Source organism: Geitlerinema calcuttense NRMC-F 0142 (assembly GCF_030285425.1).
The window spans coordinates 18,412-42,989 of record NZ_JASVEJ010000007.1; the positions used below are offsets into that span (position 1 = coordinate 18,412).

The window sequence follows — 24,578 nt, forward strand, 5'->3', positions numbered from 1 at the left end:
AGAGAAGTCTTCAGTAGGCCTTCAAGATTGATGAAGATCTTGATTTTTCAATTGTGCCTATTCATGCAAACTCAATAACCGGCCCCAACTGCAATGGATGCATCGACAGGTTCTACGAATGCTTTAGAAAACCTTTGCGATCGAATTCCAGGATACCGTTTGCGAGAGCAACTGCATTCTACGTCTAAAACATGCGTTTACCGTGCTTTGCGCGAGGCGGATGGATGTCAGGTCATTATTAAATTACTCAAGTGGGAATGCAGCACGTTTAGCGATTTGCTCCAGTTCCGCAACCAGTTTGCGATCGCCAAAGCCTTAGATCATCCGGGTATCTTACAAGTCTATCGCCTAGAGCCATACCGAAAGGGATATGTCCTAAGTATGGAAGACTTTGGAGGAATTTCGCTCCAGCAGTATCGACAAGCAAATTCCATTTCTGTAGCCGCAGGATTGGAGATTGCCATTCAACTTGCTGAAATTCTGAATGCCCTCTATCGATATCGCGTCATTCACAAAAATATTCAACCTTCTAATATTTTAATTCATCCAGAAACGCACCACATTAAACTGACTGACTTTGCCATCGCTTCACAACTGCCTAAAGAAATTCAAGAAATTCAAAATCCCAATATTTGGGGAGAAACCCTAGCGTATCTTTCGCCAGAACAAACCGGGCGCATGAACCGAGGAGTTGACTATCGCACCGATCTCTATTCCTTGGGAGTCACGCTTTACGAACTCCTCACGGATCGATTGCCCTTTCAATCGCAAGATCCAATGGAATTAGTTCACGCTCATCTCGCGCAACAGCCACCAGCACCGCATCTCGCGAACTCCCAAATTCCCCCCATTGTCTCTGAAATTGTCTTGAAACTGATGGCAAAAAATGCCGAAGATCGCTATCAGAGTGCTTTAGGACTCAAACAGGATTTAGAACAATGCTTAGAGCAACTCAGAACAACGGGAACCCTTGAACCCTTTGAACTCGGAAAACAAGATCGGTGCGATCGCTTTCTCATTCCCGAAAAATTGTATGGGCGAGAAGTTGAAGTTCAAGCCTTGATGACCGCCTTTGATTTAGTTAGCATTGGCAGTACCCAGATGATCCTCGTCGTGGGATATTCTGGCATTGGCAAAACTGCCGTTATCTCTGAAATTCATAAACCCATTGTCCGCCAGCACGGTTATTTTATTCAAGGCAAATTTGACCAATTTCACCGTAATATTCCCTTTTCTGGATTTGTACAAGCTTTCCGAGACTTGATCGGACAATTACTCGGCGAAAACGACACTCAATTAAACCAATGGAAAAATAAGCTGCTTGCTGCTTTGGGCGAACATGCTCAAGTCATGGTTGAAATCATTCCAGAACTCGAACAAATTATTGGCGTACAACCGCCCGCACCTGAATTATCGGGGAGTGCCCTCCAAAATCGATTTAACCGACTCTTCCAAAAATTTATTCAAGTTTTTGCGACTTCCGAACATCCTTTAACGGTGTTTGTCGATGATTTACAGTGGGCGGATGCCGCCTCCCTTCAGCTTATGCAAATCTTGCTAGGGGGTGGCGAAACGCGCTACTTATTTCTGATGGGTGCCTATCGAGATAACGAGGTGTTTCCGGCACATCCGTTAATGCGATCGCTCTCTGGTTTGCAAAGCGCTGGAGTAAACTTCAATACTCTGATTTTGTCTGACTTGGGCGCAACCCACCTCAATCAACTGATTGCAGATACCCTCAGTTGTTCGCTAGAGACAGCGCTACCCCTTACTCAACTGGTTTACCAAAAAACCCACGGTAATCCCTTCTTTAGCATCCAATTTCTCAAAGTTTTGCATCGAGAGGGGTTTATTACCTTCGATCGCGATCGCGGATCTTGGCAATGTAACGTCACGCAGATTAAAGCCAAAGTCCTAACCGATAATATTGTGGAGTTTCTGGGGTGGCGCTTGCAGAAACTCTCCGCCGCCACCCAAGAAGTCTTGAAGATCGCCGCCTGCGTGGGGAACCAGTTCGATCTAGAAACCCTAACAGGAATTGCCCAACACTCACCCCCCGCAATCTCCGCCGCCCTCCGGGAAGCCTTGCAAGAAGAGTTAATTCTTCCCCTCGATGAAGTTTATCAGTTTGATGCCCGTCGGGATGCTTCCCCAGAAGCGCTTGACTCTAGCGAGTTAGCCCAACCCGCTTTATCTTCCCATTACCGATTTTTGCACGACCGGGTGCAACAAGCCGTTTACGCCCTGATTCCCGAAGGCGAAAGACAGGAAAATCACCTGAAAATTAGCCAACTGCTTTTAGACAAGCTGGCTGAAGGCGAACGAGATGAGAAAATTTTTGATATTGTCACCCGTTTGAACTACGGCGTTGAACTGCTGACGCAACCCGAACAGCGAGAACAGTTAATGCAACTGAATCTGATGGCGGGACGCAAAGCCAAGGCAACAACCGCCTATGCAGCCGCGTTAGAGTATTTTAGGGTGGGGATGAGCTTGCTCGGCGATCGCGCTTGGCAAACTCACTATCGTTTAACCCTCGCTTTTTATGAAGAAGCCATTGAAGCGGCTTATCTGTGCGGCAACTTTCAGCAGATGGATGCTTGGCGAGAAACGCTGCTCTCTCAAAGCGTTGATATTCTCGATCGGGTAAAAACCTATGAAGTGCAGATAATGGCGTGCGTGGCGCAAAACCAATTGCAAGATGCGATCGCCATTGCTTTATCGGTTCTCCACCAGTTGGGGATTGATTTTCCCGAATCTCCCACCCCCGCAGACTGGGAAAGCGCGATCGCAGAAGTGACGCAGAATTTAGGCGAAACCCGCGTCGCCAGCGCCATCGATCTGCCGTTAATGCAAGATCCCCACAGCCAAGCTGCCCTCCGCATCCTCCTCAGCATCGATGCACCCACCTATCTCTGTTTTCCGGAATTGCTGCCTTTAACCATCTGCAAGGAAGTGAATCTCTCCCTGGTTTATGGCAATCTACCCGGATCGGCAAAAGCCTACGCCAACTATGGCTTAATTTTATGTTCTGGGTTGGGAGATTTAAATACAGGATATGAATTTGGACAATTAGCCCTCAGCGTTTTAGAGAGGTTATCTGCCCAAGAGCTTTACGCACGGACTTCTTTTTTAGTCAATTTCATGATTCGCCATTGGCAAGAACCCCTGCGGCACACCTTAAAATCGCTTCAGGAAGCCTATGGGATCGGGCTAGAAACGGGGGATTTGTTGCACGGGGCGCTTGCAGCGGAAAAATACTGCTATCACGCCTATTATGCGGGTGAGGGGTTGGTGCAACTCGCCGAAGAGATGGAATTTTATGCCGAACAGATGCGACACCTTAACCAAGATGTTGCCCTCTGCACTCACCAAATTCATTGGCAAGGCGTTTTAAACTTATTGGGCGAAACCCAAAACCCCTGCGAGTTAACGGGGAGAGCCTGCAACGAACAGCAGATGCTGCCCCTGTTTCTGGAAAAAAATGCCCGTACCGCCCTGTACTATCTCTATTTCAATAAACTGCTGCTTGCCTATCTGTTCGGCGACTCTTCCCAAGCGCTGCGCTATGCCCAATTAACCGAACCTTGTCTAGATGGTAGCAATGGTCAGTATATTGGCGCGTTATTTTATTTCTACGATTCCCTCGTGCAACTGGCGGTTGATGCCAATGGCGATCGCCAAGCGTCAATTCTCGAAAAAGTTGCCGCCAACCAAACTAAACTCCACCATTGGGCGCACCATGCCCCCATGAACTTTCAGCATAAATATGACTTGGTAGCTGCCGAACGCCATCGGGTTTTAGGAGAAGTTACCGCAGCAATTGAGGCTTACGATCGCGCCATTCAAAATGCGATCGCCAACGGTTATATTCAAGAAGCCGCCCTCGCCAACGAACTCGCCGCCCAATTTTATCTTCAGTGGCATAAACCCAGAATTGCTCAAAATTATCTCCTCGATGCCTATTACACCTATGCCCGTTGGGGGGCAAAAGCCAAAACCGACTGCTTAGAACGTCAATATCCGCAATACCTTTTACCCATCCTGCAACACAGACAACTCAATGCGGGGGCGGCGAACTTTTTGGCTAAACCCATTTGTCCTTTGCACCCCACCACCCAACCCCTCGCTTCGCCAGGGCTTCCCGCCTTAGCTGCCTTAGATTGCGGGGCAATTTTCAAAACCTTGCAAACTCTTTCTAGCGAAATTCACCTCAATCAATTACTGACGAACTTACTCAATATTGCGATCGCCACAGCCGGGGCTACCAAATGCGTGTTGCTCTTACATTGGGAGGATAGTCTGCGCGTTGAAGCCGTCACTCAACTCGGACAAGAACCGAAGATTTTGCAAGCCATCCCCGTTGATGAAAGTACAGAAGTTCCGATTAGCCTCATTTACAAAGTCAAGCGGAACTTAAAAACCTTCGTCGTGGATCGCGTCGCGCAAGAAGCTACCTTACTAGCGGATGCCTATATCGGACGACAGCAACCCAAAAGTTTGTTATGTACCCCAATTTTGAATCAGGGAAAGCTGATTGGCATTTTATATTTAGAAAATCATCGGATGGCGGCTGCCTTTACCACAGATCGCATCGAAATTCTTAACTTTCTTTGCTGCCAAGCGGCCATTTCCTTAGAAAACGCTCGCCTCTACGAACAGTTGCGAAATTATTCCTATCAATTGGAAATGAAGGTAGCCGAACGCACCAACGAATTAGAAGCAGTTAACCGCGAACTCTATCGAATGGTAACGTTAGATGGTTTAACGTTAGTGTCCAATCGGCGGCATTTTGATACCTATTTAAAAGAGCAATGGCAGCGGCTGCTGTTGGCTCAACTTCCCCTAGGGCTGCTCTTATGCGATATCGATTACTTTAAAGGCTATAACGATTACTACGGACACCAAGCCGGAGATGAATGCTTAAAGCAAGTTGCCCAACTTTTAAGCCAAGCGATCCAACGCTTAGACGATTTGCTGGCGCGATATGGCGGCGAAGAGTTTGCCATCATTTTACCCAATACAGACGTGCGGGGAGCCGTTCAAGTGGCTAAACGCGTTGGGAATCTCACGCAAGATCGGCAACTGCCCTACGAGCGATCGCGCCTGGTTCCTTATATTACCTTGAGTATTGGGATTTCCAGTCTGATTCCTCGCTCGGATACGTCTTGGGAGATGCTAATTACTCAAGCCGATCGCGCGCTATACCAAGCTAAATCATTAGGGCGCAATCGTTACTGCATTTACGAGCCATCAACCTCCTAAACAAATTCAAGACTAAGCTATATCAATGGAATCGATGGATCGCTCAATAAACAAGCCTCTTGAGAAAGGCAATAATAATCTCATGAATCGTTAATGTGCGAGCAGAGTACCTCTATGGTGGAACCGATCGGATATCAAATCCTGGAACAACTCTATGCCAGCACTAAAACATTGGTTTATCGTTGCCAGGGAGCATCAGACGCTCAACCCGTTATCATCAAACTGTTACAGGATGAATATCCCAGTTTCAGCGAGTTAGTGCAGTTTCGCAACCAATATGCGATCGCGTCATCGCTGAACCTTCCCAATATTATTCAACTCTATCGCCTAGAACCCTACCGGAACGGCTATGCCCTAGTGATGGAGGACTTTGGCGGAATTTCTCTCAAACAATGGATTGACGCTCAAAGCGCCCGTTCCATCGCCGACTTTCTCAATATTGCCATTCAACTGGCGCAAGTGCTGGAACAACTCTATCAGCATCGGGTAATTCACAAAGATATTAAACCCACCAATATCCTGATTAACCCCCAAACCCAGCAAGTCAAGCTGATTGATTTTAGCCTCGCCTCCCTGCTTCCGCGCGAAACCCAAACCATTCAGAACCTCAACATCTTAGAAGGAACCCTCGCCTATATCTCCCCAGAGCAAACCGGACGGATGAATCGAGGAATTGACTATCGCACGGACTTTTACTCGCTAGGGGCAACCTTTTACGAACTGCTCACCGGACAATTACCCTTTGAATTAGACGATCCGATCGAATTAGTTCACGCTCACCTCGCCAAAGCTGCACCCCTCGCCCATCAAGTTAACCCCGAAGTCCCTACCGTTTTGTCCGCCATCGTCAGTAAACTGATGGCGAAGAATGCTGAAGACCGCTATCAGAGCGCGTTAGGGCTAATTCGCGATTTAGAAACCTGTCGCTTGCAACTGCGGGAAACGGGACGCATCGAAGAGTTTGAGATTGCTAGACAAGATGTGAGCGATCGCTTTCTCATCCCCGAAAAACTCTATGGTCGCACCGCCGAAGTCCAAACCCTCCTAGACGCCTTTGAACGCACCGCCCAAGGTCAATCGGAACTACTCCTGGTCAAAGGATTTTCGGGAATTGGCAAAACTGCCGTTATCAACGAAGTCCATAAACCTATTGTCCGCCAGCGCGGTTACTTCATCAAAGGGAAATTCAACCAATTCAATCGTAATATTCCCTTTTGGGCTTTTGTCCAAGCCTTTCGCGAACTCATGGGACAACTTCTAGGCGAACCCGATACCCAACTGGCGCAATGGCGAACCAAGATTTTGCAAGCCCTGGGAGAAAACGCTCAGGTGATGATTGAAGCCATTCCCGATCTCGAACGGATTATTGGCAAACAGCCCCCCGTTTTGGAACTCGCGGGAAGTGCGGCGCAAAATCGATTTAATCTCTTATTTCGGAAATTTATCCAAGTTTTCACCACCGCCAACCATCCCCTCGTCCTCTTTTTAGATGATTTGCAGTGGGCAGACTCCGCCTCGTTAAAGCTGATTGGGTTTCTGATGGCGGAATCTCAGCAAGGCTATTTATTAATTTTGGGAGCCTACCGAGATAACGAAGTCTCGCCCACTCACCCGTTAATGCGGATGCTGGCGGACATCCCTAGCTACAGTACCATTTCGCTGGCTCCCCTCGATCGCGCCAGTATCAATCAACTGGTAGCCGATACCCTCACCTGTTCGCCCGCCGCCGCCCAACCCCTAACGGAGTTGGTGTATCAGAAAACCCAAGGCAACCCTTTTTTTACCACTCAATTTCTTAAAACCTTGTATCAAGAGGGTTTTATTACCTTCGATCGCCAAGTGGGTTATTGGCAATGCGACATTACCCCCGTGCGCGAGGCTGCCTTGACTGAAGATGTGGTGGAGTTGATGGCACAACAGTTACAGAAATTGCCGATTGCCACCCAAACCCTATTGAAATTAGCGGCCTGTGTGGGCGACCCGTTCGATTTAGCCACGCTGACGATGATTTCGGAGGAATCCGAAGCAACAGCAGCCGCAGCCCTCTGGGAAGCCTTGCAGGAGGGATTAATTTTACCCCAAACCCAGGTTTATAAGTTCTATTTGGGAGCCACAGAGGGGTTGACTCAAGCGGCGATGCAGGCGGTGACGTATCGCTTTTTGCACGATCGCGTTCAGCAAGCGGCTTATTCGCTGATTCCCCAAAGCGATCGCGCGATCGCCCATTACCAGATCGGACAACTCCTGCTAGAACGCCTCTCCCCGGCAGCTAGAGAAGAGCGCATTTTTGAGTTAGTCAATCAGTTAAATGCCGGAATTGACCTAATTGCAGAGCCAGCCAAGCGCTACGAACTCGCTCAACTCAACCTCAGTGCAGCCCGCAAAGCTAGATCCGCCACTGCCTATCAAGCCGCCCGCGACTATGCCGCATCGGGGTTAATTTTATTGGGCGAAACCTGTTGGCAAACCGATTATGCGATCGCCCTAGAGTTGCATAACTTAGCCGCAGAAGTGGCTTGGCTGTGCGGCGATTTTACCCAAATGGATCGATGGATTGCAACGGTTATCGAGCAGGCACAAACGCCCCTCGATCGGATGCAAGTGTATCAGGTACAACTTCAATCGCTTAATGCCCGCAATCAATTTGTGGAGGCGATCGCGATCGGCACGCAGGTGTTGCAACAGCTTGGCGTCGATTTTCCCCAAACTCCCACCCCAGAAGACATTCAACAAGCCCGTCAGGAGATTAGCTCTGCGATTGGCGATCGCTCCATTGCCAGCTTAGTCGATTTGCCCAAAATGAGCGACCCGCACGCGATCGCCATTATGCAGATTGCCGATAGTATTATGCCTGCCTGCTACATGAGCGGATCGCCCCTATATCCGTTTGTCGTCATGTTGGAGGTGAAACTTTCCATTCAATTTGGCAATAGCCTATTTTCTCCCGTCGGCTATGTCAGCTACGCCTTTCAATTGCACGTCCTTTGGCAAGAATTAACCCTCGCCCAACAATTTGGACAACTCGCCTATCAACTGGCGCGGGAACCGGAAGCCAAAAATATCCGCGCTGCCACCTTTAATGTCTTTGCAGGCTATATCTATCACTGCACCGCCCACCTGCGGGAAACCTTACCGATTTTTCACGAAGCCTATCAAGCGGCCTTGGAAACAGGGGACTTGCAGTTTATTGTTTATGTGGTGCAAGTTTTTTCCTTAAACGCCTTTTGGTCGGGTTTACCCCTCAACGAACTCGAACCGCAAATTCGGGCCTATCATCAGCAGTTAGAAGAACTCAACCGAGACACTCAAGGCAAACACTACCACATTTACTGGGAAACCGCGCGGCTACTGCTGGGCGAATCTGAAGCAGAAATTGACTTGCGCCAACCCAGTTACGAGGAAACCTTACTCGCAGAGGTGCAAGCGTCTAACGATGGGTTTCGGCTGTGTATCTTCTACCTGCACCGTTTTATCTTGCATTTCTGGTTGGGAGAAATTGCCCAAGCGCAACAGAATGCGGCGACAACTCGACAGCATTTAAGCGCCTGCGTGGGTACTGTTGTTGAGCCTGCGTTTTATTTTTACGATTCCCTGGCTATCCTAGCAAGCTTAAGCGATCCCAACAGCGAGGCATTGCAATGGCAGCAGGTGACAGCCAACCAAACCCAATTACAGCATTGGGCAACCTGCGCCCCCATGAATCATTTGCACAAGTGGCAATTGGTAGAAGCAGAACGGTATCGAGTGTTGGGAGAATACAAAGACGCCATTGAATTGTACGATCTTGCCCTTGAAAACGCTCGGAGCGATCGCTATTTCCAAGAAGCCGCCCTCGCCTACCAACTCGCCGCCCAGTTTTACCTCCAGTGGGGAAAACAAAAAGTTGCTGCCGGTTATCTCCAAGAAGCCTATTATGGCTATGCCCGTTGGGGTGCCAAAGCGAAAATCGCCGAATTAGAACAGCGCTATCCTCAATTGCTTCAACCCATTCTCGCGCCAGAACGCACCCCGCAAAACAGCATCTCTAGAGCGCACATTACCAGCAGTTCCAGCGGTTCCAGCGAATCCCTAGACTTAGCCGCAGTCATTAAAGCTTCCCAAGCCATATCCGGAGAACTGCTACCGGAGCAACTGATCGTCACCCTAATGCAGGTGGTGCTAGAGAATGCCGGTGCAGACTGCGGCTGTTTAATCTTACTCAAGGGCGATCGCTTAGTCCGGGTTGCCCATTGCGCGAGCGGTCAAACCTGCCAGCTAGAATCTGTACCCCTAGAAGAGAGTACAAACTTACCCATCTCAATTGTACGCTACGTTTTCCGTACAGCAGAGAGCTTGGCAATCGACGACCTCAAAGCCGAAACGCAATTTGCAGCCGATCCTTACATTATTCAACACCAACCCACCTCCGTCTTATGCTTGCCGCTGATTAAGACCAAACAACCCATTGGCGTCCTCTATCTCGAAAATAATCTCACAACGGGAGCCTTTACAAGCAATCGCATCCGCGTTTTAAACGTGCTGTGCGCTCAAGCCGCCATTTCCTTTGAAAACGCCACGCTATACAATAACCTGCAAGCATCCAATCAATCTTTGCAGCAATCTCTCGAAGCCTTGCAACAAACCCAAACCAAACTAATGCAAGCTACCGAGAAACTTCAGCACGACGCCTTTCACGATGCGCTGACAAACTTGCCCAACCGCGCCCTATTCATCCAGCTTCTCGAACATACCATTCAGTTAAATCAACGCCATCCCAATAGCTTCTACGCTGTCTTCTTTATCGACCTCGATCGCTTCAAAATGATCAATGATGGTTTAGGGCATTCCCTAGGGGATGAATTGCTCAAATGCGTGGCTCAACGGCTGCAAGAATGCGTGCGCGCCTCCGATACCCTCGCCCGCTTTGGAGGAGACGAATTTGCCATTCTGCTCGAAGAATTGCAACAAGTCGAAGAAGCCATTGAGGTAGCTAGGCGCATCCACGCTCAATTCACCTTACCCTTTCAGGTGGAAGGTTACGAAATCTTCACCGCCGTCAGCATTGGCATTGCTTGGAGTGCCATCCCCTATCAACAAGCCTCCCATGTTTTGAGGGATGCCGATACAGCCATGTATTCCGCCAAATCTCAGGGGAGAAACTGCTACGCCGTCTTCAACCCAGTCATGCAAACCCAGGTAACGGCTAGGCTTCAGCTAGAAGGAGACTTGCGCCGCGCCCTTGATGCTCAAGAGTTTTGCCTGCACTATCAACCGATTATTTCCCTATCAACCGGACGTTTGCGGGGGTTTGAAGCCCTCGTGCGTTGGAATCATCCGCAGCGGGGCATGATTTCGCCCATTGAGTTTATTCCCGTCGCAGAAGAAACCCGATTAATTATTCCCCTCGGTGCGTGGGTGCTGCAAGAAGCCTGTCAACAACTCAGCCAGTGGTTGCGCGAGTTTCCTCAGCTTTCTTCTTTGGTGATGAATGTCAATCTTTCGGTGATTCAGCTTAAACAAGTCGAATTGCTAGACCAGTTAGAAACCATTTTGCAAGCCACAGGAATTCCCAGGCATGGCCTAAAGTTAGAAATTACTGAAAGTTGCATTTTAGAAACCTTTACCTCCGAGGCTCAACGCCTGAAGCAGCTTAAGGATTTGGGGATACGCTTATGTATTGATGATTTTGGAATTGGCTATTCTTCTCTAAGTCGCTTGCACGAATTTCCCATTGACACCCTAAAGGTAGACCGCTCTTTTGTCCAACATTTAAGAACCCATCAGAGCGAAACGGTGCGGATGATTATTACCTTGGCGCATAGCTTAGAAATGGATGTGGTAGCCGAAGGCATAGAAACCGATGCAGATTTGCACAGACTCCGGGAATTAGGATGCGAGTTTGGTCAAGGTTACTGGTTTTCGCGCCCCGTGGATAGCCAGAAGGCACGGGAGTGGTTAGAGAGGGCGCTAGATTAGAAGGGATTTTACCGAAAAATGGCTATGGCAACCTATCTGATTACAGGAACAAATCGAGGCATTGGTTACGAATATTGTCGCCAACTGCAAGCGCGGGGAGAGCGAGTGATTGCCGTTTGTCGCACGGCTTCGGAAGATTTGCAGCAACTGGGGGTGCAAGTCGAAGCAGGAATTGATATTACTTCGGATGCTTCGGTTGCAGAGTTAAAGGCACGTTTGGGCGATACACCGATTGATGTGTTGATTAATAATGCGGGTATCCTTGAGCGGGTGACACTGGCAGATTTAGATTTTGATCGCATTCGAGAGCAGTTTGAGGTGAATGCGCTAGGACCTTTACGGGTGACTCATGCCCTCTTACCTCTGTTGAACAATGGCTCTAAGATTGTGCTAATGACGAGTCGCATGGGTTCGATTGAGGATAATACGTCGGGCAGTTCCTACGGCTACCGAATGTCAAAGGTGGCGCTGTCAATGGCAGGAAAATCGCTTTCCCTCGATCTCAAATCGCGCGGTATTGCGGTGGCGATCCTGCATCCGGGTTTGGTGCAAACGCGCATGACCGATTTTACAGCAGGTGGCATCACGCCAGAGGAATCGGTGAAGGGGTTATTGCAGCGCATTGATGAGTTAACCCTGAAAAATACAGGCACGTTTTGGCACGCCAACGGGGAAGTTTTGCCTTGGTAGGGATGGGGCGGAAATTCTGAGAAAGCTTGCCATTGAACGGTGATTTTTACTACATCAGGAAGGGAGCGAGTTGCTGTACATCCAAAGCATCTCTTGAGGTTGAAAATCCAATGGCGACTCTCCTGATTAAGCATATTCATACTTTGGTGACGATGGATGGTGCCCGACGGGAAATCCAGGATGGTGCGATATTTGTACGCGATCGCACTATCGAACAAGTTGGCCCAACAGCCACCTTACCGGAAACTGCCGATGAAGTGCTAGATTTACAGAACCGCTATGTCGTGCTGCCCGGTTTGGTGAATACCCACCACCACTTCTACCAAACCCTAACGCGAGTAATTCCGGCGGCGCAAAACTGCGATCTGTTCAATTGGTTGCAAACGCTCTATCCAATTTGGGCAAACCTGACTCCAGAAGCCGTGTTCATTAGCGCTCAAATGGCAGCGGCGGAGTTAATGCTGTCGGGTTGCACCACGGCGAGCGATCATCTATATATCTATCCCAACGGTAGCACCCTGGATGATGAAATTCAGGCGATTCAGGCAATTGGGCTGCGGTTTCATGCCAGTCGCGGTAGCATGAGCGTTGGGGAAAGCCAGGGCGGTTTGCCACCCGATGCAGTAGTGGAAAAGGAAGCCGATATCTTAAAAGATAGCCAGCGCTTAATTGAACAATATCATGACAACAGCCGCCACGCGATGTTACGAATTACCTTAGCGCCCTGTTCCCCCTTTTCAGTTTCCCAGGATTTGATGCGGGAATCTGCTGCCTTAGCGCGATCGCATCCCGGTATTCGGTTGCATACCCATCTGGCGGAGAACAAATCGGATATTGAGTATAGCCTTGCCACGTTTGGCATGACGCCGGGAGATTATGCAGAGTCTGTGGGTTGGGTGGGAAATGATGTCTGGCACGCCCATTGCGTGCAGTTGGACGATCGCGCGATTCAAAATTTTGGTAAAACGGGTACGGGGGTGGCGCATTGCCCTTGTAGTAATATGCGTTTAGCTAGCGGTATGGCTCCCATCCGCAAGATGCTCAAGCATCGGGTGCCCGTCGGTTTGGGGGTGGATGGTTCGGCTTCCAACGATACCTCTAATCTGTTGAATGAGGCACGCACTGCATTTTTGATGGCGCGGGTGCGAGAACTCGATGCAGAAGCGATGACGGCGCGGGAGGCGTTGGAGTTGGGAACGCGAGGCGGGGCGCAGGTGTTGGGGCGAGATGATATTGGTTATTTAGCGCCGGGAATGTCGGCAGATTTGATTGCAATTAATTTAGATCGCCCTGAATTTGCCGGGGCGCAACACGATCCAGTTGCTGCTCTAATTTTCTGTCAGGTGAATCGGGTTGATTATAGCTTTATTAACGGTCGCAAGGTCGTTGATAAGGGACGTTTGACAACAATTGAGTTAGAAACCTTGGTAGAAAAACACAATCAACTGGCTCGTCAATTACTGGACTAATTTTGAGGGAGAGGGTCTGAGTTCAAGACATTGAAGCGTTAGAATCCTGACAGACATTTTACTCAATTGCGTGGAGGCGATCGCCAAGACTGTCACTGTTAAGGCAGTAGTTGCTTCAGACGATAGCAGTTGCATTTGGTGTAATAGTAGATGAAGGTAAGGGATTATCCCTATGTTTCGGTGTATTAGGTTCGATCGGATCGGCATGGAGCCAACAACGATGGAGAGCATTAAGGTACGGCAACATATTGGACAAGATGGGATTCTCCATCTTGAGATTCCCGTCGGGCTAAGAGAGCAGGATGTGGAAGTTATGGTGATTTATCAGTCTGTTCCCTCGTTAACGACCATTGAACCCTTAGAATCTCTCTATGGTATCTGTGCGGACGATCCGATTATTCTTGACGATGAAGGAATTTCAGAAGCTCTTGATGATGACCTTACTGGAGCCTTCGACTAGGAATGCTTGATCTACCGCCTTGACCAATAATCTGACGCTGGTGACACATAATACACGAGAGTTTGAGCGGGTTGAGGGGTTGCAGATTGAGGACTAGGAAATTGAGGCGTGAGCGATCGCATTTTTAGATTCATATCGCATCATCTGCATCCTGATTGCGTTCCGCCTGCCACTGTGCTGCCATCTGGGCAAACTCAGCATCCCCCTCAAACATTCCAATAAACGCTGTCCACGGATTTTCTTGTACAGGCTGTTTGAGAGCAACTTCTAGTGGCAAAACTTCAACCCGACTTAGGCGAGCGATCGCCAGTTCTTGAGTTGCATAGATCGCTTTTGCTGAGTTTAAAATTGCTTGACGGCGTAGATAATTGCGACTTTGCTCGATGACTCGGCGCTCAACTAAATCCACATCTCGACCAAATATTGTTTTTAATTCATCTTCCATATCTAATAAATCTTCAATTGTATTTTTCACCTCATCAGCAAAAACAACCAGCACATCAATATCACTACTATCGGGTTGAAAATCCTCTCTGAGGACAGAGCCAAATAAAGCCAACTCTGCGATCTGCCAACGCTGACAAAACTCAATGATTTTTTCGTAATCAACGGGAATTTGCGTTTTCACAGGTTGAATGTCTTGCATGGCTCGTCCTGAATTAAATGAAAAGATTTATGGGGTTGAGGGAAGCTCAAATAAATCGGGTTCCTTCTCTTTCAGCGTTAGGGGTTGTTTGATTTTCCAGGTTTGATCTTGGGAGAGTTCTAACAAAGAGTGGTGATAATTGGCTAACGTTGCCCGATGTCCTACGCTTAAGAAAGTGGTTCCCATTGCTTGCAATGTTGATACAAGCGTTCCTCATTGCTTGTATCTAAGGCGCTGGTGGCTTCATCGAGGATGGCGTAGGGGGGTTGGTTCAACAACAACCGGGCGAAGGTTAACCGCTGCTGTTCGCCCAAAGAGAGGACATCCGCCCAATCTTCCTCGGCGTCAAAACCGTCAAAGCGTTCGGCTAACCCGGCTAAATTCACCTGTTCCAAGACTTGGTTTAGGCGTTCGTCATCTACCTCTAAGTGCGTGTTGGGATAGAGTAACTGATCGCGCAGGGTTCCCAGTACCATGTAGGGACGTTGGGGTAAAAATAGGACTTGTTCGGATGCAGGGCGGTGGATGGTTCCTGTACCAGAATCCCATAAACCCGCGATCGCTCTCAACAGGGAACTCTTCCCGCAACCGCTAGGCCCCATTACCAGTAGACTTTCTCCTGGGGGTAACTCGACTGATAAATCTGCAATTAAGGTGCGCTGATGGTTGGGAGTTTGCAGGTTAAGCTGTTCCACTGCGAGGCGTTCTGCTACCACGGTTTGAATTTTTGGCTGCGCGTCGTCGGTAGAAGATTGTTCTAAAAACGCTGCAAAGGTATAGAGACGGTTAATTCCCGCGCCAAAGGTGGTTAACTGCTGGAACCGCGCCACCACAACATTCAACGAGAAAAACACTCTCACAAATGCACCTTGCGCTTCTGATACCTTCCCGACTTCCATCTCTCCGGCGAAAATGGCAGGCGCAACCACTAAAGCAGGCAAAATAAACGGGATAAACTCGTAGGCGTTGGTGAGAATATTTAAGTTCAACTCCCACACCAGCAGGCGCTTGACGTTTTCAAACACATCCCCAAACCGATGCTTGACTTGGTTAGATTCCCGGTCTTCGCCGCGATAGAATGCGATCGCCTCTGCGTTTTCCCGAATTCGCACTAAGCTAAACCGCAGGTTCGCCTCGCGTTTGAGTTGTTCAAAATTCAACCGTACTAAGGGTTTCCCAAAGATAACGGCTGTTACCAGCGTTCCGACTAGCGCATACAGCACCAAAAAGAACACAAGCGGCCGAGAAATTCCCCACAGAACGCTGCTAAATGCAATCACTGAGAGGACAGACTCTACCGAAACCAGCAAAAAGGTGAGAGATTCTTGGGTAAAACTGCGAACATCCTCGGCTATGCGTTGATCTGGGTTATCAATCTCAGTCCCGGAGATTTGCAGATTATAGTAAGCGCGGTTGGCAAAATAGTTATCGACAAACCGATGCGTTAGCCATTTCCGCCATTGCAAGCTGAGGCGATCGCGCAAATAAGTATACCCCGCCAACAGGGGCGCATACACCACTAGCACGCTGATAAAAATAATCACGGTTTGCCAAAAACGCGGTTCATCCTGCGCCGAAAGCGATGAAATCAACACGCCGCGCTTATTATTGAGGACAACACTCAACCCCGTATAGGCAAGCAAACAGAGGACAACCCCCAGTAGCAACCCCCTAGCTTGCCATTTCTCATCCCCCAACCAGTAGGATTTGGCAATTGTCCAAAACTGCTGGAATCCGCTAAAATTCAATCGATCCATCGGCAGAACAATCCTCGCAACGCAATCAACACGGCTAGCCTCAAGGCATTATGGTGCAATTTTCCCCAATTAGGAGCATCCTACAGCAGGAGATTACCATCGGCGATTAGCTGCAAGTAAAGCGGCCGCTTCCGTGCTATTCATGGGAGGAGAGAAGAAATAGCCCTGACCGTAATTACAGCCGAGTTCGCGCAATTGGACTAGCTGTTGAGAGGTTTCTATCCCTTCTGCGATCGCATCCATTTCCAAGCTATGAGCAAGCGTTAAAATAGCTCGAACAATCTCATAACCCTCACTATCGGTTTCCATACGATTGACAAACGAGCGGTCAATTTTTAGCGTATCAATGGGTAACTGATGCAGGCGTCCTAACGAAGAGTATCCCGTCCCAAAATCATCAATCGATAGCTGAATGCCTAACGTCCGCAACTGATTGAGTAAAACGGTTTCTGAAGCCGTATTCTCCATAATTACGCTTTCTGTAATCTCTAATTTCAGTTGATTTCCCGAAATTCCCGTTTCTTGCAAAACCCCGTCGAGTCGTTCTAAAAGTCCCAGTTGCATCAGTTGCTGGCCGGAAATATTCACGCTCATAGTTAAATAATCGAGGTGCGGAAAGTCCTGCTGCCATTTTCGGAGTTGGTGACAGGCGGCTTGCAACACCCAACGATCGATTAAACTGATTAACCGAGCCTCCTCTGCAACCGGGATAAACTCAACAGGAGACACCCTTCCCCACGTCGGATGGTTCCAGCGGACTAAGGCTTCAAAACCGCTAATAATACCCGCTTGCAAGCAAACGATGGGCTGATAATACACTTCAAAGGCATCCTGTTCGATAGCACGCCGCAATTCAGTTTCCATCTGCAAGCGGGCGAGTAATATTTCGTGAATCTTAGGATCGAAGAGGACATGACGAGTGGAGTAAGAGGTTTTGGCTTGGTGCATCGCAGAATCTGCTGCTTGTAAATAGTCTTCTGGATGCGTATAACCTGTAGAACTTAAAGCAATGCCAATACTCACCGACGAAAAAATATCTTGATTATTGAGATGGAAGGGTAAAGAAATGGCTTGATGAATGCATTCTGTTCTGTGGGTAACTTCAGCCGTATTTTCAACGGGGTTCAACAGGATAGCAAACTGATCGGTTCCCACGCGGCTTAAGATATCGGTTGGCGATAGACACTCTCTTAAGCGTTCGGTGGCGAGGCGTAACAGTTGATTGGCGATCGCATGACCAAAGGTATACTTCACCATCTCAAAGCGGTCTAAATCTAAAAATAGCACTGCAAACAACTCCCGCTCTTCAGTCTGTTGCTTGTTAATGGCGTGTTGGAGTTGTTCGAGGAAAAAGGTGCGGTTGGGTAAACCCGTCAGTGCATCGTAGTAAGCTGAGTAACGCAGTTGATCTTCTATCTGCTTGCGATGGGTGACATCAACGCCAATATCCCAAAACGCCCAATTGGGGATGGGAAAATCGCTAGCAATACTTGACCAAGCGACAATCTTCAGGTTGCCATCTTTACAGGTAATTTGGCATTCCCAATCGCGGTAATGATGGTTGCTGTTTTGCCATTGCGCTACAATTTCGGCGCGATACTCTGGATTGGGATAGAGCAATTCTAAGGCGTTGGGGTTGCCCACAATCTCTGAAGCTAAGTATCCGGTGACTCGCTCGCATTCTCGGTTCCAGACAATGAGCGTACCTTGATTGTCAAAGGCACTCATCATCACGGGCATATTCTGCAAGACGGTTCGCAGTCGTTCTTCACTCTCGCGCAGTAGGGCTTCGGTTTGCACGCGCTGGGTAATATCTTGTCCCATCGAAACCATACCCATAACTCGACCATCGGGGGTTTTCAGAGGGGTGTTGATCCACTCGCAATGATGGTTTGACCGCTTTTGGTCAGGTTTTGATTAATGCTGTGGAGGGTTTCGCCTTGTTCGATGACGCGCTGCAAGAGGTTGTTGACGCGATCGCGCGCATCGGGAAAGATATAAAAGTCTGAGGTACGCCCCATCACTTCTTCTTTAGAGTAACCAAAGACTTGGGCGGCGGTGGGGTTCCAATCAATCACTTGCATTTGCTCGTTGCGGAGAACGCACATTGCTGGCATACAGTTAAATTGCAGTTGGAACAGTTCTTGCAGGTGTTTGGTTTGTTCGTAAAGTTGGGCGTTGAGGATGGCGGTGGTGCAGCGTTCGGCGGTGACTTGCAACAGGTGCAATTCGCGATCGCTCTGGGGATGGAGGCTGAACCAGTCCACATGCAAGACGCCCACTAAGCGATTCCCGCAGGGATCGCTTCGCGAATCGTGTTGTTGCAGGGGAACGCCAAGCATCGTCCGAATCCCGCTGCGTTTAATGAAGGGACTTTGCACTAAAGATGAGGCTTGAGCATCTGCCAGATATAGGGGTTGTCCTGTCGCCGCAATGGTTCCCGAAAAGCCTTGTCCGATGGGCAAGCGGAAGCTTTTAGGCATTTCTTCGGTAAAACCTACGCTGTCTCGGATCGATAATTCGTCTCCTTCTTTGAGTAAAATGACAGCACGATCGGCCTTCATCACTTCAAGGGTGCGTTCGAGTAAGGTTCTTAGGAGTTCTTCAAGATCCAGGATGCCAATCGTGTTGGCGGTGACGTGGCTGAGGGCGGCGAGGTCTTCTTTTTCGCGAGTGAGGGCTTCTAGCAAGTGATGGCGATCGCTAATATCGGTCATAAAGCCTTCGATACCCGCAAGTTCATCCGAGTTATAGACGCCAACGCCGCGATCCCAGACCCACTTTTCTTCACCTTGGGCGGTGACGATCCGATAGGTGAGGGTAAAGGGCGATCGCGTTTGGATGGCGGCTGCAACCGCAGCTTGGCGGAAAACGCGATCGTCGGGATGGATAATATCGAGTAAGGCGATCGCTCCTAGGAGTGCAAAATCTTCTGGGGAATAACCCGTAAGTTCGTAACAGCCAATACTGGCAAATTCTAAGGTTAAGTTGCTCTCCGACTGGCAGCGATAAACCATGCCCGGAAAGTTATTCACTAAAGTTGATAAAAATCGCTCTCGTTCAATTAGGGTTTGCTTAATTTGCTGGCGTTCGGTAATATCGTGGACAATGCCAATGACTCCGATAACTTGCCCTTTCAGGTTGCGATAGGCTGATTTGGTAGCGAGGTCAAAGTATCGCTTCCCTGCAATATAAATTTCTTCTTCATAGCAAATTGCTTGACCCGTATCAATGACTTGTAAATCATTTTCTCTTAAGGCTTGAACTACTTCTGGGGAAAATAAATCAGTATCGCGTTTGCCGATTATTTCTTCAGGACTGAGGTTGAGGCGCTTTGCCAGAGCAGAGTTGACGAGAAGATAACGCCCTTGAGAATCTTTAATAAAAATTAAGTCGCTGGTGCCTTCCAGCAAGGTTTCGAGGAGATCCGATTGAGACTTCAGCTTTCGGAAACTGTAGTTGAGCAGGTAATAAAATAAAAGGCAGCTCACGAAAACAAAGACCCAGCCTTTAATCGTTTGGAACTGGAGCAAGACCTGCATATCTTGTACTGTCCACTCTAGCAAGCGATCGGTCGCAGCAATCCAAAAGCTACTAGCCAGGGCATAGACCAAAATGACATTTCCGATGAGTCGCTGTGACAACAGGCGATCGCTGTTCATAGGTCAAATTGCCCTTGACGAGAAGCAGAAAATTTCAACAATCCATTGTATTCTGAGCTGCATTGCTCCCAATTGGCTTGCTAGTCCACTTCTTCTAAAGGTAAGCGAAGATTCTCCAGTTGGTTAAATTGTTCAAATCTCTTTGAACTTGCTAGTTCTCAGCAGCGATACCCCCCTCAAAATTCAGATTAATGAGTATTTATTGTTACATTAACCTCGCGTTAATAGCTGACCCCCCTTTCCCAGGTTCCCGTTAAGCCTCCCCTGTAAACCAAAACCGTTCTATCGGATTGGGTAGTCGGAGTCAGTAATACAGCATTTTTCAGGTTCGTGAAGTACACTTTCTTCAAAGTCCCCCTTACTAAGGGGGATCGTGCCGTTTCTCATCCAATCAAAAAACGCCCTATGAGGTTACGATCGGTGAGAAGCGTGCTTTTCCGGACTTTGCTCGTATTGCTGGCGGTGGCGAGCGGCTAATTTGATATAATCTGGGTCAGCCTTAGCGAATTGCCACTTTTGATAGAAAATTTTGGCAGATTCCGCTTTGATGGGGTCTTCTTCAATCGGCAACACAGTCTTAGAACCGGGTTGATATTTTCGCCCTGATTTGTGATTGGCATAGCGGCGAGAGCGAGTATAACCCATTTGCAAAAATTTTCGCGCCATATCCATACCCACAAAGTCGCCTTCTGCCTTATAGGTCAGAAATAAGCTATAAATCTGGTCAGCAGAGTGACGGGCAATCTCTGGGGTTTTAAATTTCCAGTAGGGCAAAATTTCACTTTTATAAGGTTCAACCAGCAAAACGCCCTGCTCGCCCCGACCAATACAATAAAGTTCTGGGTGTTGTCGAAAGTCAATTGCTTTGTAATCTAAAGAGTAATCAAATTCCTTCATATCAAACTTAAAGTTTCTCGTTTTGATCCTGCTTTTCAAGCGTGACCAAAGTCGATTGATAACAGCATCGGTCTATTGAAGGAATTGAAGCGCAATTCAGCTATAGCAAAGTGCTGAGTGCTGTAGCTTGCTTCCGCGCAGCGGTGTTAAAACCGAGTGAGTCTAAACGGTTCAATCTGTCTTAACCTTACTGAGTACAGCTATACCTCTAGTTCCCGCTATATTGAAGGACTTTAGTTCGGGTTCCCCCCTTTGTAAGGCTACCGTGCATACACATCTAGTGTAAGAATCCCAAATCTAGCAGAGATCCCCCTAAATCCCCGCGCTGACGCGCCGCTGCGCCCTTAAAAAGGGGGACTTTAACTCCGGTTCCCCCCTTTGGTAAGGGGGGGATCAAAACCTTGGAGAACAATACTAGAAGACTGATGTATGCACGGTAGAGTTTTTAGGGCGCGGGATTCATTCGCGTTTACCCACCTTAATCCAAGCTACCAATGCTTGAGTTAATCCCAAAAGCGTATATTCTTGGGCTTCAATCTCCACCCGCCCTAGTAATTGATGGCAGGTTTTGGAGGTTTGCGGCCCAATGGAGGCAAAACAGACCTTTTCTAGGGAGATATTATCCTGATTTTGGATTAACTGGCAAAAATTTCTCACCGTTTTGGAACTAGCAAACGTAATGATATCAATGGCTTGGTCTTGCAACGCCCCTAGAACTTCCCCGGAGATCCGATCCGGACAGCGCGACTCATAGGCGGGGACTTCTGTCACCATCGCCCCTTGCTGCGTAAATTCTTGGACTAACACCTCTCGTCCCCCCGTTTCAACGCGGGGAAACAACACCTGCAAGCCGCTTAACGACTCTGGAAAATGGGCGACTAGGGAATCAGCAACAAAATCAGGCGGGATAAAATCGGCTTGGATGCCTCGCTGACTTAGGCTAGCGGCTGTTTTTTGACCCACCACCGCAATTTTTAACCCCAATATTGCCTGAAAATCGAGGTGATGCTTGGCAAGACGTTCAAAGAAAGCATCCACACCATTACTAGAAGTTAAGATTAACCAATCAAACCGATCGATTTGAGCGATCGCCAAATCTAGCGCTTCCCAACTCGAAGGCGGCCCTATTTCTAACGTCGGCATTTCTAACGTTGTTGCACCTTGAGTTTGCAGCAATTGGGCAAACTCCCCCTGTTGTCCCGACGCCCGCGTAATCAGTATCGTTTTACCAGCTAGCGGTAACGTGGGGTTGTGCGTTTCAATCCCTAAATTTTGCTGACTCATTCCCCATTCTCCTCGACGCCGTACCACATCCCCAATCACCATCACCGCAGGCGAAAGCGAATCTTCCGAGAACTGCCGCGTTTGCTCCACAATATTATCTAACTCGGCCGTCCAGATTTGTTGTTTGGGCGTTCCAGCCCAGCGGATAATGGCAATGGGCGTTGAAGGCGATCGCCCTGCCTGCATCAGCGAACTCACCACCCCCGATAGCTGAGAACCCGCCATTAAGATCGCCAGCGTATCCAACCGCGCCAGCGTCGGCCAATCTAACGCCTCTAGATCGTGTCCCGTCACCACCGCAAAGCAGCGGCTATACACCGGATCGGTTAGGGGAATTCCCGCCAGTAACGGGGCTGCCAGGGCTGAAGAAATTCCCGGTACAATCTCATAGGGACATCCCGCCGCCACCAGGGAAGAAATCTCGGCATGAGTCCGACCAAAAATCAGCGGATCGCCACTTTTTAAGCGCACCACCTGTTTCCCCAGTTGGCCATATTCCACCAACAGCCGATTAATTTCCGCTTGCGGCGTACTGGGTTTTCCCCCGCGTTTCCCCACATCAAACTTCAGACAAGAGGGAGGGACAAGCTGCAACAATTGGGAATCCACTAGCGCATCGTAGACTAAAACCTCCGCCTGCGCTAATAATTGAGAAGCTCGCAGGGTGAGATAATCAACCTTACCCAACCCTGCCCCGACGAGATAAACCTTTCCCCACTGTTGCGTCATTGTCCGCCTTTTTTCCTGGTTTTTTAGCTATTTTGCCATGTTGAAGATTCTTCACCTCTCCGATATTCACATGGGCAGTGGGTTTTCCCACGGTCGCATTAATCCCGAAACCGGGTTAAATACGCGCTTAGAAGACTTTATTCAAACCCTATCGCGCTGTATCGATCGCGCTATTGAAGAACCCGTGGATCTGGTGTTATTTGGGGGCGATGCTTTCCCTGACGCCACGCCACCGCCCTACGTTCAAGAAGCCTTCGCCAGCCAGTTTCGCCGCCTCGTCGATGCCGAAATTCCCACCGTTTTACTCGTTGGAAATCACGATCAACACGCCCAAGGACAAGGCGGGGCCTCATTATGTATCTATCGGACTTTAGGGGTACCGGGATTTGTTGTGGGCGATCGCATTGAAACCCACCGCTTCCAAACCCATAACGGCCCCGTTCAGGTGATGACCCTCCCCTGGTTAACCCGATCCGCCCTATTGTCGCGTCCCGAAACCGAGAACCTTTCCCTCGCCGAAGTCAATCACCTGTTAATTGACCGCTTAAAGGTCGTTCTCGAAAGCGAAGTTCGCCGCCTCGATCCGCAAGTCCCCACCATCCTCCTCGCCCATCTGATGGCAGATAACGCCCGCTATGGGGCAGAACGGTTTCTGGCAGTGGGGAAAGGCTTTACCCTCCCCTTGTCTTTATTGGCGCGTCCCTGCTTTGATTATGTCGCCTTGGGCCACGTTCACAAGCATCAGGTATTGTGCGAGAACCCGCCAGTCGTCTATCCCGGTAGTATCGAACGGGTCGATTTTAGCGAAGAGAAGGAAGCCAAAGGCTATATCTTAGTGCATCTAGCAAAAGGGCAAACCCAGTTTGAATTTTGCCCCTTACCCGTTCGCAACTTTTATACGCTACAAGTGGATCTATCCCAATCAGACGATCCGCAAGCTACCCTACTCGCAGCCTTAGCCAAAAAAGACTTAACCGAAGCCGTTGTGCGCGTGATATATCAACTGCGATCCGATCAACTCGATCTGATCGATACCGCAGCCTTGCATCAATCTTTAAACCTTGCCCATAGCTATACCATTCAAGCTGAGTTAGTCAGCCAACTCGCCCGTCCCCGCTTACCGGAATTGGGAGTTGGACAAGGAATCGATCCGCTAGAAGCCCTCAAAACCTATTTAGAAAATCGCGAAGATTTAACCGATATTCGCACCGAACTCCTAGACGCGGCGGAAGGTCTGTTAATGGGGGAATCTTGGCAATCGACGGAGGCGGATCTAGAGGATAGTTTAGAGGATGAAGCAACTCAACTTCGCTTACTTTAGGTGAGAAATGAACAAACTTGGGTGGGTGACATTCGGCAGCCTGTTGTGTATTCTGGGAATTCCGATCGCGCCTGTTAGCAGTATGGCTCAAACCTGCGCCTCCAATTGCGGGCCGCGTCCAATTCAGTTTATCCCCGGACAGGTTATTAATTTTCAGGTGATTAACCGGACTGCCAGTTTAGTATTAATCCAACGCCCCCAGGAAACGGGTACCGTGCCTTTGCGACCCGGACAACTCCTAGAGGTGAGAGGATGGAGTGGGACAACGCCAAATTTATCTATCGTCTTCTGGGATGAAACCGCTCTGTCTTTAAAGGCGGATATCCTGAAGTTGGATGATAATACCCTGCGAGTGGAATTGCGTCCGGGGGGGCCTCCTCCAGGCGATCGCACGCTTTACATTGAAAATGATGGTCGAGTCCGCGTGTTCTAAATTATCTGCC

At 48.9% G+C, this 24,578-nt stretch carries 12 protein-coding genes and 2 pseudogenes; 8 read left to right on the forward strand and 6 right to left on the reverse strand.

Annotated elements, in window-relative coordinates; all coding sequences use genetic code 11:
* The first annotated feature begins 93 nt into the window (after nt 1-93).
* The 6 genes and pseudogenes from QQ055_RS02010 to QQ055_RS10770 all read left to right on the forward strand — a co-directional run.
* Entirely contained in the window at nt 94-5,265 is a 5,172-nt protein-coding gene (locus tag QQ055_RS02010) for a diguanylate cyclase domain-containing protein (RefSeq protein ID WP_286004144.1), read from the forward strand.
* Between the two features lie 114 nt (nt 5,266-5,379).
* Nucleotides 5,380-11,220, forward strand: coding sequence for an EAL domain-containing protein (locus QQ055_RS02015; protein WP_286004145.1), 5,841 nt, complete (start codon nt 5,380-5,382; stop codon nt 11,218-11,220).
* Nucleotides 11,221-11,244: 24 nt separating this feature from the next.
* Complete coding sequence (locus tag QQ055_RS02020; RefSeq protein ID WP_286004158.1) at nt 11,245-11,910, forward strand: SDR family oxidoreductase; 666 nt, start codon at nt 11,245-11,247, stop codon at nt 11,908-11,910.
* Nucleotides 11,911-12,020: 110 nt separating this feature from the next.
* Nucleotides 12,021-13,379 carry an 8-oxoguanine deaminase gene (locus QQ055_RS02025; RefSeq protein ID WP_286004146.1) on the forward strand — a complete coding sequence of 453 codons (1,359 nt, stop codon included), beginning with the start codon at nt 12,021-12,023 and terminating at the stop codon, nt 13,377-13,379.
* 220 nt (nt 13,380-13,599) lie between these two features.
* The gene (locus QQ055_RS02030; protein WP_286004147.1) at nt 13,600-13,839 is read left to right on the forward strand and encodes a hypothetical protein; all 240 of its coding nucleotides are present in this window, start codon (nt 13,600-13,602) and stop codon (nt 13,837-13,839) included.
* A 16-nt stretch (nt 13,840-13,855) separates the two neighbouring features.
* Nucleotides 13,856-13,936: pseudogene (locus QQ055_RS10770) on the forward strand (PIN domain-containing protein); the annotation flags it as partial.
* 33 nt (nt 13,937-13,969) lie between these two features.
* On the opposite strand, the gene QQ055_RS10865 reads toward QQ055_RS10770, so the two are convergent.
* The 6 genes and pseudogenes from QQ055_RS10865 to cobA form a co-directional block, all read right to left on the reverse strand.
* Nucleotides 13,970-14,485 carry a nucleotidyltransferase family protein gene (locus tag QQ055_RS10865; protein ID WP_432805990.1) on the reverse strand — a complete coding sequence of 172 codons (516 nt, stop codon included), beginning with the start codon at nt 14,483-14,485 and terminating at the stop codon, nt 13,970-13,972.
* 27 nt (nt 14,486-14,512) lie between these two features.
* Nucleotides 14,513-16,242, reverse strand: a pseudogene (locus tag QQ055_RS02045) (ABC transporter ATP-binding protein/permease).
* A gap of 93 nt (nt 16,243-16,335) precedes the next feature.
* Nucleotides 16,336-18,081 carry a putative bifunctional diguanylate cyclase/phosphodiesterase gene (locus QQ055_RS02050; RefSeq protein WP_286004150.1) on the reverse strand — a complete coding sequence of 582 codons (1,746 nt, stop codon included), beginning with the start codon at nt 18,079-18,081 and terminating at the stop codon, nt 16,336-16,338.
* 20 nt (nt 18,082-18,101) lie between these two features.
* The gene (locus tag QQ055_RS02055; RefSeq protein ID WP_286004151.1) at nt 18,102-19,904 is read right to left on the reverse strand and encodes a PAS domain S-box protein; all 1,803 of its coding nucleotides are present in this window, start codon (nt 19,902-19,904) and stop codon (nt 18,102-18,104) included.
* A 411-nt stretch (nt 19,905-20,315) separates the two neighbouring features.
* Entirely contained in the window at nt 20,316-20,801 is a 486-nt protein-coding gene (locus QQ055_RS02060) for a DUF4385 domain-containing protein (protein WP_286004152.1), read from the reverse strand.
* Nucleotides 20,802-21,260: 459 nt separating this feature from the next.
* Complete coding sequence (gene cobA, locus QQ055_RS02065; RefSeq protein WP_283359693.1) at nt 21,261-22,814, reverse strand: uroporphyrinogen-III C-methyltransferase; 1,554 nt, start codon at nt 22,812-22,814, stop codon at nt 21,261-21,263.
* A gap of 37 nt (nt 22,815-22,851) precedes the next feature.
* On the opposite strand from cobA, the gene sbcD reads away from it, so the two are divergent.
* Both sbcD and QQ055_RS02075 read left to right on the forward strand, forming a co-directional pair.
* On the forward strand, nt 22,852-24,135 hold the full coding sequence (gene sbcD / locus QQ055_RS02070; RefSeq protein WP_286004153.1) for an exonuclease subunit SbcD: 1,284 nt from the start codon (nt 22,852-22,854) through the stop codon (nt 24,133-24,135).
* A 7-nt stretch (nt 24,136-24,142) separates the two neighbouring features.
* Complete coding sequence (locus QQ055_RS02075) at nt 24,143-24,568, forward strand: hypothetical protein (protein ID WP_283359695.1); 426 nt, start codon at nt 24,143-24,145, stop codon at nt 24,566-24,568.
* Nucleotides 24,569-24,578: the final 10 nt, after the last annotated feature.